The following is a 12,150-nucleotide window of genomic DNA, read 5'->3' as shown; positions in this document are numbered from 1 at the left end:
CCTTGCTGTTTTTGCCTTGCAACGGAGCCGGGCCTCATGAAACCTCGCGTACTGGATATCCTGAAAAAACTGATGGCGTTCGACACCGTTTCATCGGAGTCGAACATGGCCCTGATCGACTATGTGCGCGACCTGCTGCTGACCCGAGGCATCGAGTCGCTGATCGTCAAGGATCCGAGCGGCCGCAAGGCCAACCTGTTCGCCAGCACCGGCCCCAAGGGCCAGCCTGGCGTGCTGCTCTCCGGGCACACCGACGTGGTACCGGCGGCGGGGCAGGCCTGGACCTTTCCCGCCTTCGCCGCGACCGTACAGGACGGGCGCATCTATGGGCGTGGCAGTTGCGACATGAAGGGCTTTATTGCCCTGGCCATTGACGCGATGCTCGATGCGGCCGATCACACGTTGAGCCGTCCATTGCAACTGGCCCTGTCCCATGACGAAGAAATCGGCTGTGTCGGCGTGCGGCGCCTGCTCGATGTGCTGCATTTGGCACCGGTGCGTCCGTTTTTGTGCGTAGTCGGCGAGCCCACCAACATGCAATTTGTGTTGGGCCACAAAGGCAAGGGTTCCTACCGTACGTATTGCCGTGGCCTGGAGGCGCACTCGTCGCTGGCGCCACGCTCGGTGAACGCAATTCACGTGGCCTGCGACTTTATCGCCGCGCTGCGTGAGAGCCAGCAGCAGTTGCAGCGCCACGGTGCCCAGGACAGCGATTACGACGTGCCCTACAGCACCGTGCATGTCGGGCAGATTGTCGGTGGCAAGGCGCTGAATATCGTGCCCAACCTGTGCACCCTGGATTTCGAGGTGCGTAACTTGCCGGCCGATGACCTTGAGCACTTCCTGGGACAACTGCGCGAGCGCGCCGAAGTGATCGTGCACGAGGCGAAAAAGCTGTCGAGCGTGGCGGCTATCGAGATCGAAACCATCAACGTCTACCCGGGCCTTGATACCCATCCCAGTGTTGAAGCGGTGCGCTTTCTCAAACAGTTCGCCGCGCCGGGCACGGGCACTGCCAAGGTTTCTTTCGGCACTGAAGGCGGGCTGTTCAAGCAGCGCCTGGATGTACCGGTGGTGGTGTGCGGGCCGGGCTCGATCGAGCAGGCGCACAAGCCCGATGAGTTTATCGAGATCAGCCAGATGGACGCCGGCGAGGTTTTCCTGCACGGCCTGCTCGACTCGTTGAAGGCCTAGCAGAGCCTGCCGTCCTGGGCGTAATTTCAGCAGGCCACGCTGCCCACGCGACGCTTTCGGCATCCTTATCCGTGGCCCCTCCCTAGACTGGAGCGTGTCTCGGATCAGGACTCGACCATGCTCACTACTCGCCTGCAAGACCCCAGCCTCCTCACTGAACTCGCCTATGTCGATGGCCAATGGGTCGCCGCCGACAGCGGCGCCACTCTGGACATCCTCGACCCCGCCAGCGGCCAGGTGCTCGCCCGGGTGCCGGCCATGGATGCGGTCGACACCCGTCGCGCCATTGAAGCCGCCGAACGGGCCTGGCCCGCCTGGCGTGCGCGCCCGGCAGCCGAACGCGCGGCGTTGCTGGAGCGCTGGTACCAGGCCATGCTGGATAACCTCGACGACCTGGCGCTGATCATGACCCTCGAGCAGGGCAAGCCGCTCAATGAAGCCAAGGGCGAGATCCGCTATGGCGCCGGTTTCGTCAAATGGTTCGCAGAAGAGGCCCGCCGGGTCTACGGTGAAACCATGCCGGCACCCAGCGGCGACCGGCGTTTGCTGACCCTCAAGCAACCGGTGGGCGTGTGTGCCGCCATCACTCCGTGGAATTTCCCCAACGCGATGATCACCCGTAAGTGCGCGCCGGCGCTGGCTGCCGGCTGCCCGATCATCGTCAAGCCATCGGACCTTACCCCGTTGTCGGCCCTGGCCCTGGCGGTGCTGGCCGAGCGCGTCGGCATTCCGGCCGGCGTGTTCAACGTCATCACTGGGCTGCCTGCCGGTATCGGCACTGAGCTGACCGGCAACCCGACGGTGCGCAAGATTTCCTTTACCGGTTCCACGGCTGTCGGCCGCCTGCTGATGCGCCAGAGCGCCGAGCACATCAAACGGTTGAGCCTGGAGCTGGGCGGGAATGCGCCGTTTGTGGTGTTTGACGATGCCGACCTCGAGCAGGCCGTGGCGGGGGTCATGCTCAGCAAGTTCCGTAATGCCGGGCAAACGTGTGTGTGCGCCAATCGCATCCTGGTGCAGGACGGCATTTACGCGCGCTTCGCCGCACGCCTGGTGCAAGAGGTGGACAAACTCAAGGTCGGCAACGGCCTGGACGAGGGCGTGAGTATCGGCCCGTTGATCAACCCGGCGGCAGTCGCCAAGGTGACGCGGCATATCGAGGATGCCTTGAGCCAGGGCGCTACGTTGTTATGCGGCGCAATCCCTTCCGACGACAGCCCGTTCGTGCAGCCCACGGTGCTGGGCGACGCTCACGCCGGGATGTTGCTGGCCAACGAAGAAACGTTCGGCCCGGTGGCGCCGCTGATGCGCTTTACCGACGAAGCCGAGGCGCTCGCCCTGGCCAACGCCACTCCCTACGGTTTGGGGGCCTATTATTTCACCCAGAACCTGGCGCGCTCGTGGCGCTTTGGTGAGGCCCTCGAGTTCGGCATGGTGGGGCTCAATACCGGAATTATCTCAATGGAAGTCGCGCCGTTTGGCGGCATCAAACAATCGGGGCTGGGGCGCGAGGGCAGCAAGTACGGGCTGGACGAGTACCTTGAAGTCAAGGCTTTCCACATTGGCGGATTGAACGAGTGAGGCATGATCAATGAGCAAGGCATTCAGAATCGCCGCCATTGCCGGCGATGGCATTGGCAAGGAAGTGTTGCCCGAAGGGCTGCGGGTATTGGAGCAGGCCGCCAAGGTCTGGGACCTGAACCTGAGCATCGAAGTGTTCGACTGGGCCCACTGCGATTACTACCTGCAACACGGGCAGATGATGCCTGACGACTGGTTCGAGCAGCTCAAGGACTTCGACGCCATTTACTTCGGGGCCGTGGGCTGGCCGGACAAGGTCGCGGATCACATTTCGCTGTGGGGGTCGCTGCTCAAGTTCCGCCGCGACTTCGACCAGTACGTGAATATCCGCCCGGTACGGCTGTTTCCTGGCGTGCCATGCCCACTGGCCGGGCGCAAGCCGGGTGATATCGATTTCGTGGTCATCCGGGAAAACACCGAGGGCGAATACTCTTCGGTGGGTGGCAAGATGTTCGAAGGCACCGAACATGAATTCGTGTTGCAGGAGTCGGTATTCACCCGGCGCGGCGTCGACCGCATCCTCAAGTTCGCCTTCGACCTGGCCCAGAGCCGTCCGCGTAAAAAACTCACGGCGGCGACCAAGTCCAATGGCATTTCCATCAGCATGCCTTACTGGGATGAACGCACTGCGCTGATGGCGGCTGACTACCCAGAGGTGACGTGGGACAAGCAGCATATCGACATCTTGTGCGCGCGGTTCGTGCTGCAGCCGGATCGCTTCGACGTGGTCGTGGCGTCCAACCTGTTCGGCGACATTTTGTCTGACCTGGGGCCGGCGTGTGCGGGCACCATCGGCATTGCCCCGTCGGCCAACCTCGATCCCGAACGCCGCTTTCCCTCGTTGTTCGAGCCGGTGCATGGCTCGGCGCCGGATATCTATGGGCAGAACATTGCCAACCCGATTGCGATGATTTGGTCGGGCGCCTTGATGCTGGATTTCCTCGGTAATGGCGATGCACGTTATCGCGCGGCCCATGACGCAATCCTGCAGGCGATCGAAGCGGTGATTGCCGAGGGGCCGATCACGCCGGATCTGGGCGGCAAGGCGTCGACGCAAGACGTGGGAGCGGCGATTACCGAAAGGCTCGTGCGCTGACGCGCCCGATGCAGGCGGGGGCCGCGGTCCGTTACCCTGGTAACGGACAGCGGCTCAATCAGTGAATCTGCCGCTTAATAACCCTTGTCCCGATCTACCTCGCCCACCATCTGCTCGCCACGCTGATGCCGCCGGATATTCTCCAGCAACACCGCAAATGCGCTGTCCGGTTGGGTCATCGCGGCAATATGCGGCGTGAGCAGGATCTGTGGATGGTCCCAGAACGGGTGGTCCGCCGGCGCCGGTTCCTCTTGCAGTACATCCAGCACGGCGCCGCTGAGTTGCCCGCTGGCCAGGGCTTGCAGTAAGTCCTCCTCCACCAGGTGCCCACCGCGGCCCATGTTGACCAACGCCGCTCCCCTTGGCAGTTGAGCGAACAGGCGATGATTGAGAATGCCCTGGGTCTGCTCGGTCAGCGGCAGCACGCACAGCAGGATATCGCACTGGCTGAGGAACGCCGGCAGTTGCGCCTCGCCCGCAAAGCAGTCCACGCCCGGCAATTGATGAGGGCTGCGCGCCCAACCCGACAAGGCAAACCCCAGCGGCGCCAGCGTAGCGAGGATCTGCTGGGCCTGGGCGCCCAGGCCCATCACGCCGACACGGCGGTTCGCCGCCGGTTGCAACAGGTGCGCCTGCCAGTTGCGCGCCACCTGCTGCTGGCGGTAGCGCAGCATATCGCGGTGCAGGCTGAGCACGGCCCAACTGGCGTATTCGCACATACCGCGGGTGATGCCCGGGTCGAGCAGGCGCACCACGGGCACGTCCGCGGGCAAACGCGCGAGGTCGAGCTGGTCGACCCCGGCCGACACGGCAAACAGCACTTTCAGATTGGGCAGCAGTTGCTCAAGATCGTCCGGTGCCAGCCAGGCGGCCAGGTATTCGATCTCGGCGGGGTTGCCGATGTCGGGCCAGGCGCGCCATTCGATGTCCGGCGCATGCTCGGCGAACAGTGCCTGCCAGCGCTGGCCGCGTACCGGGTCGGATTTGTAGAGCAGGGCCATGGGTCTCTCCGCAGGGTTGAAAGTAGTCCTCATCATCCTCCAAGCGCGGCGCAGGATCTGTTGAAACACAGGGGAAAAACAGTTGATCCGAATTTCTCACGGGGTAACTTCGGTGCAGTTCGTTTCCGGCAGGTCGTACTCTGAATGGCATCGCAACTGTCTCAGGTTGCCAGTCTCACAATGGGAAATGCCATGAACAGCAGAGTCGACGAAACCCCACATTTGCTCCGTCAGCGCGATCAATTCGTACCGCGTGGCCTGATCACCGCGCACCCATTGGTGATCGATCGCGCCCAGGGCGCCGAGTTGTGGGACGTGGATGGCAAGCGCTATCTCGACTTCGTCGGCGGTATCGGCGTGTTGAACATCGGCCATAACCACCCACAGGTGGTGGCGGCTGTGCAGGCGCAGTTGCAGAAAGTCTCCCACGCCTGCTTCCAGGTGGTGGCGTACCAGCCCTATCTCGACCTGGCCCAGCGCCTGTGCGAACTGGTCGGTGGGCAGGAAGCCTACAAGGCCGCGTTCTTCACCTCGGGCGCCGAGGCGGTGGAAAATGCGGTGAAGATCGCGCGCGCTCACACCAATCGCTCGGCGGTCATCGCCTTTCGCGGCGGTTTCCATGGCCGTACGTTGTTGGGGACCACGCTGACCGGCATGAGCCAGCCGTACAAACAGAACTTCGGGCCGTTTGCGCCGGAGGTCTTCCATACGCCTTATCCAAACGCTTATCGCGGCGTGACCAGCGAGCTGGCGCTCAAGGCCCTGGATGAATTGCTGGCCACCCAGGTTGCCCCGGAGCGCGTTGCGGCGATCATCATCGAGCCGGTGCAGGGCGACGGCGGCTTCCTCGCGGCGCCGGCCGAGTTTCTCCAGGCACTGCGTGCGTTGGCCGACAAGCACGGCATTGTGCTGATCCTCGATGAGATCCAGACCGGCTTCGGGCGCACCGGTACCTGGTTTGGTTTCCAGCACGCCGGGATCCAGCCCGACCTGGTGACCGTGGCCAAAAGCCTGGCCGGCGGTTTGCCGTTGTCCGGCGTGGTGGGCAAAGCGCACATCATGGATGCGCCGCTGCCCGGTGGCCTGGGCGGCACCTACGGCGGCAACGCCCTAGCGTGCGCGGCGGCGCTGGCGGTGATCAGCGCATTCGAGCAGGAGCAATTACTGGCGCGCAGCCAAGTGCTCGGCGAGCGCCTGCGCCATGGCCTGCTGGGTCTGCAGGCGCGCTACCCGCGCATCGGCGATGTCCGGGGAACCGGCTTTATGTTGGCCATCGAGCTGATCAAGGATGATTCGGCGCGCACCCCGGATGCCGACCTTAATCAACGGGTGATCGATGAAGCCCGCGCCGGTGGTTTATTGGTGATCAAGTGCGGCGTGCACCGCAATGTGCTGCGGTTCCTGGCACCGCTGGTGGCGACCGAGGCGCAGGTCGACGAAGCCGTGCAGATTCTCGATGCGGCCTTGGCACGGGTCTTGAACTGAGCCCGTGCCCGCCTCGGGACCTGTTGGCGGCACTGCCCGTGAACCGTTTTGGCGCACGGGCGATCACACTGCATCATTAGAGGCTTGACCCGCATGGGACTCACAGATTACCGAGCGTTGCTGATCGATTGTGATGGAGTACTGGTGGATCGCGACTCGGGCGTGCTGGCGGCATTGCAGCCGTTGCTCGACAGTCGAGGCGGGAAGTCGCTGCCCCGGGAGCAGGTACTGGCCGAATTCCATGCGGTGATCGAGGGCCTGTACCCGCGCTTTGCCGAGCTCGGCTTCAGCGGCATCTTGTGTTTCGCCCATCGCCAACTTGCCGAGCGCTGGGGGCTGCCGGCCAGTTGGGAGGAGGGGATGAGCTTTGCACGCTCGGCAGGCAACTGGTCGCTGTTCGAAGATGCCCCGGGGGCGATGCTGTACTTGCGCAAGTTCTATCGCCTGCTGGTGTGTGGCGACCGCGATTTCGAAGACCGTGGTCTGTTGTGCGAGCGCCTCGGCATAGAAGCGGACGATTTCATCTCACTGGTCGATGCCCGGCAATGGCTTGACCGGCACGGCGCGCAGGTCCAGCCTGTGTTGCATGTGACCCGGCCATCGGTCGGCCCCGACGTGTCGCTCGACCGCTGCCTGATCGGTCGCCAGTCGGCTCGACAGCCCGTGCCGTGCGCGGCCGACTATTGCATCAACAGCATGGCTGACTTGGTGGCTCAGCATCAGTTGTGTTTACGGCGCTGATTTTGCTAGAAGATTGTCTTACAAACGGCAGTCAAGAGGTATGCAATGGAAGGGCTCGTCAAGCTGGACCGGATCGACATCAGTATTCTGGTTGAATTGCAAAAGGACGGCCGGATGACCAACGTCAGCCTGGCCGACGCCGTAGGGTTGTCTGCAAGCCCTTGCCTGCAACGGGTCAAGCGGCTGGAGTCGGCCGGGTATATCTCCAGCTACAAGGCACATCTGAACCTGGCCAAGATCACAGATTCGGTCACGGTGTTCACCGAAATCACCCTCAGCGACCACAAGCGTGAAGACTTCGCCAAATTCGAGTCCAACATCCGCCTGGTCGATGAGGTGCTCGAATGCCACTTGATCAGTGGCGGCTACGATTACCTGGTGCGCTTCATGACCCGTAGCATCCAGCACTATCAGGAGGTGGTGGAAGGCTTGCTGGACAAAAACATCGGCATCTCCAAGTACTTCAGCTATATCGTGATCAAGTCACCGGTGTTGAAGGACGGTGTGCCGTTACGCAAGCTTTTGCGTCACTGAGACCGTCCTGCCCAAGACATGGCCGGCGTTCTCGAGGCCGTCCATGCCCGCTTAAGCGCGTGTACGCGTGTTCAGAATCAGCAGCGTCAATATCCCCGCCACAATCCCCCAGAACGCCGAACCGATGGAAAACAAGGTCAGGCCTGACGCGGTGACCATAAAAGTGATCAGCGCCGCTTCCCGTTCCTTCGGCTCATTCATGGCGATACTCAGGCCGTTGATAATCGAGCCAAACAGCGCCAAGGCTGCAATCGACAGCACCAGCTCCTTGGGCAAGGCCGCAAACAACGCCGCCAACGTGGCACCGAATACGCCCGCTATCCCATAGAACACTCCGCACCAGACCGCGGCGGTATAGCGCTTGGTGCGGTCTTCATGGGCGTGGGGGCCGGTGCAGATTGCCGCGCTGATCGCCGCCAGGTTGATGCCGTGGGAACCGAAAGGAGCCAGCACCAGCGAGGCCAGGCCGGTGGCGGTGATCAGCGGAGAGGCGGGCACGTTGTACCCGTCGGCCCGCAACACGGCGACGCCGGGCATATTTTGCGAGGTCATCGCCACCACGAACAGCGGGATGCCGATGCTGATGGTTGCCGCCAGCGAGAAGTGCGGCGTGGTCCACACCGGCGTTGCCACCTCCAGATGAAAGCCGCTGAAGTCCAGCAGGCCCATCAGCCCCGACAGCAACGTGCCGATGATCAACGCAGCCAGCACCGCATAGCGCGGCGACAGGCGCTTGATGATCAGGTAGGTGAAAAACATCCCCAGCACCAGCCCGGTGCGATGTTGTGCAGCGACGAAGATCTCGCTGCCGATCTTGAACAGGATCCCCGCCAGCAATGCCGCTGCCAATGATGCCGGGATGCGTTTGACGAGCTTTTCGAAGCTGCCGGTCAGCCCGCAGATTGTGACCAGCACCGCACATGTGATGTACGCGCCGATGGCCTCGCCGTAACTCACGCCGCCCAGGCTGGTAATCAACAGCGCCGCGCCGGGTGTGGACCAGGCGATAGTGATCGGCGTGCGATAGCGCAGGGACAGGCCGATGCTGCACACCGCCATGCCGATGGAAATCGCCCAGATCCACGAAGAAATCTGTGCGCTGGTCAAACCGGCGGCTTGTCCGGCCTGGAACATCAGCACCAGGGAGCTGGTATAGCCGGTCATCATGGCGATAAAGCCGGCGACGACGGCCGATGCGGATGTGTCGGCCAGCGGGCGCAAGGGCACGTGGGTGACGTCGGTCATGGGGGAGGTGTTCCTTTTACCTGAGAAGTTGCTGATTCAAGCCTAAACTCAAACGCAGCGAGTCATTGCAATACAGCCGATACCACAAACAGCCGTACAGTGTGTTGGCGTATTGGGTTGTGTACAATGTGCGCTGTTTTTAGGTGATACTTGCCAGCGACCCGTTGTTGCCGTATTACCCGTTAATTCGCCGCCGTTCTCCAAACCCGAGTGCCCATGAACGAACAGTTGCAACCTCTCAAGAAACAACCGCGAGCCGGCAAGGCCGGTCGCAGCGGAACCCAGGACGATATCGTCTACGCGCATATCTTCGAGGCGATCCTCGAACAACGCCTGGCGCCCGGAACCAAATTGAGTGAAGAGGCACTGGGCGAGATCTTCGGCGTCAGCCGCACCATCATTCGCCGTGCGCTCTCGCGCCTGGCCCATGAAGGCGTGGTGTTGCTGCGGCCCAATCGCGGTGCGGTGGTGGCCAGCCCGAGTGTGGAAGAAGCCCGTCAGGTGTTCCTGGCCCGGCGTCTGGTGGAGCGCGCGATCACCGAATTGGCGGTGCAGCATGCCACCGCCGAACAGTTGGCCGAATTGCGCCAGATGGTCAATGACGAGCGCGACAGTTTCTCCCGTGGCGACCGCGGTGCGGGCATCCGCCTCTCCGGTGAATTCCACTTGAAGCTGGCCGAAGCGGCGAAGAACGCACCGCTGATCAGCTTCCAGCGCAGCCTGGTGTCCCAGACCTCATTGATCATCGCCCAGTACGAAAGCGGCAACCGTTCGCACTGTTCCTACGATGAACACACCCAGTTGATCGACGCGATCGAGGCTCGGGACGCGACGCTGGCGGTGAATTTGATGATGCACCACATGGATCATATCGACAGCAAGCTCAACCTCGATGAAGAGAGCGCGTCGGATGACCTGCATGCGGTGTTCTCGCATTTGTTGCAGACCAAGAAGCCGGGGCGTTCCTCCATAAAGCTGTAAACCTAATCGAATGTGCAAGGGGGCGTGCTCCCGATTACAGTCTGTCAGTCATCGGTTCCATTGACTGATCTACCGCAATCGGGAGCGCGCCCCCTTTTTGCCTGTAGCTGAAATCAGCGTTGATGCACTAACTGGCCGGCCGCATACGTCTGCAGCACCGTCCGATCATCCCCCAGCGTCATCAGCACAAACAACGTCTCGGCAATGTTGTTCGCCTGTTTCAGGCGATAGCTCAACAGTGGTGTGGCGTTGTAATCCAATACCAGGAAGTCCGCATCGGTGCCCGGCTGCAAGGTGCCGATCTTGTCTTCCAGGCGCAGCGCCCGCGCGCCACCCAGGGTCGCCAGGTACAGCGATTTGAACGGGCTCAACCGCGCGCCCTGGAGCTGCATGACCTTGTACGCTTCGTTCAACGTTTGCAGCAGTGAGAAGCTGGTGCCGCCGCCCACATCCGTGCCGAGGCCCACATTCAACTTGTGTTTCTCGGCCATCGGCAGGTTGAACAAACCACTGCCGAGGAAGAAGTTCGACGTCGGGCAGAACGCTACCGCCGAACCGGTCTCGGCCAACCGCGCGCATTCCTCGTCACACAGATGCACGCCATGGGCAAACACCGAGCGTTCCCCCAGCAGCTTGTAGTGGTCGTACACGTCCAGGTAGCCATCGCGCTCCGGGAACAGCGCTTTCACCCACTCGACTTCCTGCTTGTTCTCGCTGATGTGAGTCTGCATGTACAGATCCGGGTACTCGCCCAGCAGTTGACCGGCCAGCGCCAATTGTTCCGGTGTGCTGGTGGGGGCGAAGCGCGGCGTGACGGCATAGTGCAGGCGGCCCTTGCCGTGCCAGCGTTCGATCAACGCCTTGCTTTCCTGGTAGCCGGATTCGGCGGTGTCGGTCAGGTAGTCCGGTGCGTTGCGGTCCATCATCACCTTGCCGGCGATCATGCGCAGGTCGAGTTTCTCGGCCGCTTCAAAGAATGCATTCACCGACTGTGGGTGCACGCTGCCGAACACCAGCGCGGTGGTGGTGCCGTTGCGCAGCAGTTCCTTGATGAAAATGTCGGCGACCTCCTCGGCGTGCGCCTTGTCGGCAAACTGGCTTTCACAGGGGAAGGTGTAGGTATTGAGCCAGTCGAGCAACTGCTCGCCATAGGCGCCGACCATGCCGGTTTGCGGCAGGTGGATGTGGGTGTCGATCAGGCCCGGGGTAATCAGTGCATCCTGGTAATGGGTGACTTCGATATCGGCGGGCAGGGTCGGCAGCAGGTCGCCGGCATGGCCGACCGCACTGATCCTGCCATTTTCGATGACCAGCAGGCCGTCTTCGAAATACTCATAGGAGGCTTCTATACCCACTTCAGCGGGGTCGGCGATGCTGTGCAGGAGGGCGGCACGGTAGGCTTTGCGGGTCAAAGGCATGATCATCTCAATTCTTGGCAAAAGAAGTCGAAGCTTGGCTGCGACGTGACGCCGGCAGCAGCTTGGCAATGGGTTCGGCGCTCGCGCTGCGCTGGCCGAAATTGGCGTTATAGGTGGCGATGATTTCGCCGGCGATGGAGATGGCGATCTCCATCGGCAGCTTGCCCTTCACCTCGGTGAGGCCCATGGGGCAGCGCATACGTTGCAGTTGCGTGGCGTCGAAGCCGCGGTCACGCAGGCGGTGTTCGAACTTGACCCGTTTGGTCTTCGAACCGATCAGGCCGAAATAGGCGAAGTCATTGCGCTTGAGCAGGGCGGCGGTCAGCTCCAGGTCCAGCGCATGGTTATGGGTCATGACGATGCAGTAACTGCCCACCGGCAGGTCGGCAATTTCGTCCACCGGCTCCTCGCTGACGATTTTACGCACACCCTGGGGGATGTGGTCCGGAAACTCCTGGTCACGGGAATCGATCCAACGCACCCGGCACGGCAGGCTCGCCAGCAACGGCACCAACGCGCGTCCCACGTGGCCGGCACCGAACACCGCGATCTGCGCCTGCACCTGGCCCATGGGTTCGAACAGCAGCACCGTCACGCCGCCGCAGCATTGGCCCAGGCTGGCGCCGAGGCTGAAGCGTTCCAGATGGGTGTTCTGTTGGCCGCGCACGAGCATGTCGCGGGCGATCTGCATCGCTTTGTATTCCAGGTGCCCGCCGCCGATGGTGTCGAACGTCTGCGCGGCGCTGATCACCATCTTCGAGCCGGCATTGCGCGGCGTGGAGCCGAGCTCTTCGATGATGGTCACCAGTATGCAGGGTTCGCCCTGGTTCTGCAGATCGGCGAGGGCGCTGATCCAGTTGTTCATAGTCACCTC

General features: G+C 62.2%; 11 protein-coding genes. 7 read left to right on the top strand and 4 right to left on the bottom strand.

Going from position 1 to position 12,150, the window contains the following annotated elements:
• Positions 1-36 precede the first annotated feature (36 nt).
• The 3 genes from argE (at position 37) to M5B97_RS09515 (ending at position 3,871) form a co-directional block, all read left to right on the top strand.
• Complete coding sequence (gene argE / locus M5B97_RS09525) at positions 37-1,194, top strand: acetylornithine deacetylase (protein WP_134656990.1); 1,158 nt, start codon at positions 37-39, stop codon at positions 1,192-1,194.
• A 117-nt stretch (positions 1,195-1,311) separates the two neighbouring features.
• Entirely contained in the window at positions 1,312-2,775 is a 1,464-nt protein-coding gene (locus M5B97_RS09520; RefSeq protein WP_248731348.1) for an NAD-dependent succinate-semialdehyde dehydrogenase, read from the top strand.
• Positions 2,776-2,785: 10 nt separating this feature from the next.
• Positions 2,786-3,871, top strand: a complete 1,086-nt coding sequence (locus M5B97_RS09515) for a tartrate dehydrogenase (RefSeq protein WP_248731347.1) — start codon at positions 2,786-2,788, stop codon at positions 3,869-3,871.
• A 74-nt stretch (positions 3,872-3,945) separates the two neighbouring features.
• Here the strand turns inward: M5B97_RS09515 and M5B97_RS09510 are convergent, their stop codons facing one another.
• Positions 3,946-4,872, bottom strand: a complete 927-nt coding sequence (locus tag M5B97_RS09510) for a glyoxylate/hydroxypyruvate reductase A (protein WP_134656987.1) — start codon at positions 4,870-4,872, stop codon at positions 3,946-3,948.
• A gap of 192 nt (positions 4,873-5,064) precedes the next feature.
• Here M5B97_RS09510 and gabT point away from each other — a divergent pair, with 192 nt between their 5' ends.
• The 3 genes from gabT (at position 5,065) to M5B97_RS09495 (ending at position 7,632) form a co-directional block, all read left to right on the top strand.
• Entirely contained in the window at positions 5,065-6,357 is a 1,293-nt protein-coding gene (gene gabT, locus M5B97_RS09505; protein WP_123715438.1) for a 4-aminobutyrate--2-oxoglutarate transaminase, read from the top strand.
• 93 nt (positions 6,358-6,450) lie between these two features.
• A complete protein-coding gene (locus M5B97_RS09500; RefSeq protein ID WP_248731346.1) occupies positions 6,451-7,098 on the top strand; it encodes a 2-haloalkanoic acid dehalogenase in 648 nt (215 codons plus the stop codon).
• Between the two features lie 45 nt (positions 7,099-7,143).
• Positions 7,144-7,632 carry an Lrp/AsnC family transcriptional regulator gene (locus M5B97_RS09495; protein ID WP_003230384.1) on the top strand — a complete coding sequence of 163 codons (489 nt, stop codon included), beginning with the start codon at positions 7,144-7,146 and terminating at the stop codon, positions 7,630-7,632.
• A gap of 51 nt (positions 7,633-7,683) precedes the next feature.
• Here M5B97_RS09495 and M5B97_RS09490 read toward each other — a convergent pair whose 3' ends face one another.
• A complete protein-coding gene (locus M5B97_RS09490) occupies positions 7,684-8,877 on the bottom strand; it encodes a benzoate/H(+) symporter BenE family transporter (protein ID WP_248731345.1) in 1,194 nt (397 codons plus the stop codon).
• Between the two features lie 216 nt (positions 8,878-9,093).
• On the opposite strand from M5B97_RS09490, the gene M5B97_RS09485 reads away from it, so the two are divergent.
• On the top strand, positions 9,094-9,858 hold the full coding sequence (locus M5B97_RS09485) for a GntR family transcriptional regulator (protein WP_016973197.1): 765 nt from the start codon (positions 9,094-9,096) through the stop codon (positions 9,856-9,858).
• A gap of 113 nt (positions 9,859-9,971) precedes the next feature.
• Here M5B97_RS09485 and guaD read toward each other — a convergent pair whose 3' ends face one another.
• Positions 9,972-11,276, bottom strand: coding sequence for a guanine deaminase (gene guaD / locus M5B97_RS09480; protein WP_123715597.1), 1,305 nt, complete (start codon positions 11,274-11,276; stop codon positions 9,972-9,974).
• Between the two features lie 7 nt (positions 11,277-11,283).
• A complete protein-coding gene (gene xdhC / locus M5B97_RS09475) occupies positions 11,284-12,141 on the bottom strand; it encodes a xanthine dehydrogenase accessory protein XdhC (RefSeq protein WP_248731344.1) in 858 nt (285 codons plus the stop codon).
• Between the last annotated feature and the right edge of the window lie 9 nt (positions 12,142-12,150).

It is taken from the genome of Pseudomonas sp. MWU13-2517 (genome assembly GCF_023242545.1).
Taxonomy (GTDB): Bacteria; Pseudomonadota; Gammaproteobacteria; order Pseudomonadales; family Pseudomonadaceae; genus Aquipseudomonas.
This window is presented reverse-complemented; position numbering and strand designations above follow the sequence as displayed.

Bases quoted from the DNA above. Each gene is read 5' to 3' on its own strand.
- argE (WP_134656990.1), top strand. From the start codon at position 37: ATGAAACCTCGCGTACTGGATATCCTGAAAAAACTGATGGCGTTCGAC.
- M5B97_RS09520 (WP_248731348.1), top strand. From the start codon at position 1,312: ATGCTCACTACTCGCCTGCAAGACCCCAGCCTCCTCACTGAACTCGCC.
- M5B97_RS09515 (WP_248731347.1), top strand. From the start codon at position 2,786: ATGAGCAAGGCATTCAGAATCGCCGCCATTGCCGGCGATGGCATTGGC.
- M5B97_RS09510 (WP_134656987.1), bottom strand. From the start codon at position 4,872: ATGGCCCTGCTCTACAAATCCGACCCGGTACGCGGCCAGCGCTGGCAG.
- gabT (WP_123715438.1), top strand. From the start codon at position 5,065: ATGAACAGCAGAGTCGACGAAACCCCACATTTGCTCCGTCAGCGCGAT.
- M5B97_RS09500 (WP_248731346.1), top strand. From the start codon at position 6,451: ATGGGACTCACAGATTACCGAGCGTTGCTGATCGATTGTGATGGAGTA.
- M5B97_RS09495 (WP_003230384.1), top strand. From the start codon at position 7,144: ATGGAAGGGCTCGTCAAGCTGGACCGGATCGACATCAGTATTCTGGTT.
- M5B97_RS09490 (WP_248731345.1), bottom strand. From the start codon at position 8,877: ATGACCGACGTCACCCACGTGCCCTTGCGCCCGCTGGCCGACACATCC.
- M5B97_RS09485 (WP_016973197.1), top strand. From the start codon at position 9,094: ATGAACGAACAGTTGCAACCTCTCAAGAAACAACCGCGAGCCGGCAAG.
- guaD (WP_123715597.1), bottom strand. From the start codon at position 11,276: ATGCCTTTGACCCGCAAAGCCTACCGTGCCGCCCTCCTGCACAGCATC.
- xdhC (WP_248731344.1), bottom strand. From the start codon at position 12,141: ATGAACAACTGGATCAGCGCCCTCGCCGATCTGCAGAACCAGGGCGAA.